Origin of the sequence: Azospirillum himalayense, assembly GCF_042657465.1 — a bacterium.
GTDB classification, from domain to species: domain Bacteria; phylum Pseudomonadota; class Alphaproteobacteria; order Azospirillales; family Azospirillaceae; genus Azospirillum; species Azospirillum himalayense.
On sequence record NZ_JBHSLC010000072.1, the window covers coordinates 1 to 737 of the forward strand.

Below are 737 nucleotides of genomic sequence, written 5' to 3' on the forward strand. Positions count from 1 at the left end.
CCGACACGCTCGTCGGCAACGGCGGCGCCGACTCCCTGTGGGGCGGGGCGGGCAACGACAGCCTGGACGGCGGCGACGGCAACGACACGCTGGACGGCGGTGCGGGCGACGATGCGCTGGTCGGCGGCGCCGGCAACGACCTGATCATCGTCGGGACCGGCAGCGACACCGTCGACGGCGGTGCCGGCACCGACCGGCTGGTCGCCGACCTGTCGTCGGTCACCACCGCGGTGTCGATCGCCAACGACGGGGCGTCCGCCGCGGCCTGGACGGTGACGAACCGGCTGCGGGTTGCGGGAGTCGAAGAGCTGTGGCTGACGCTGGGCAGCGGCAACGACACCGTCACGAACACCGGAACAGGCAGCGACAGCATCAGCGGTGGCGCCGGCAACGACGTGTTTGCCCTCGGGCTCGGCAACGACAGCGTCGATGGCGGAGACGGCACCGACCGGATCACCATCGACTTTTCAGCCGGCTCCTATTACTCCACCGTGACCAATCTCTATGATGCCAACAACAATCAATACAATGTGAAGCTGCAGGATGCGGTGCGGTTTGAGTACGGCGCCTACATCAACAACAGCTGGAACTACATCAACTTCTGGAACGTCGAGCAGGTCTCGATCCTTGGCAGTGCCGGCAGCGACACGCTTTACGGCCTGGCGCTCGCCGACACGCTCGTCGGCAACGGCGGCGCCGACTCCCTGTGGGGCGGGGCGGGCAACGACAGCCTGGAC

1 protein-coding gene is annotated in these 737 nt (G+C 67.4%); it reads left to right on the forward strand.

Annotation, left to right across the window (positions count from 1 at the left end):
• The coding region (locus ACFPMG_RS23850; RefSeq protein ID WP_376997712.1) for a calcium-binding protein at positions 1 to 737 on the forward strand (737 nt) is incomplete at both ends.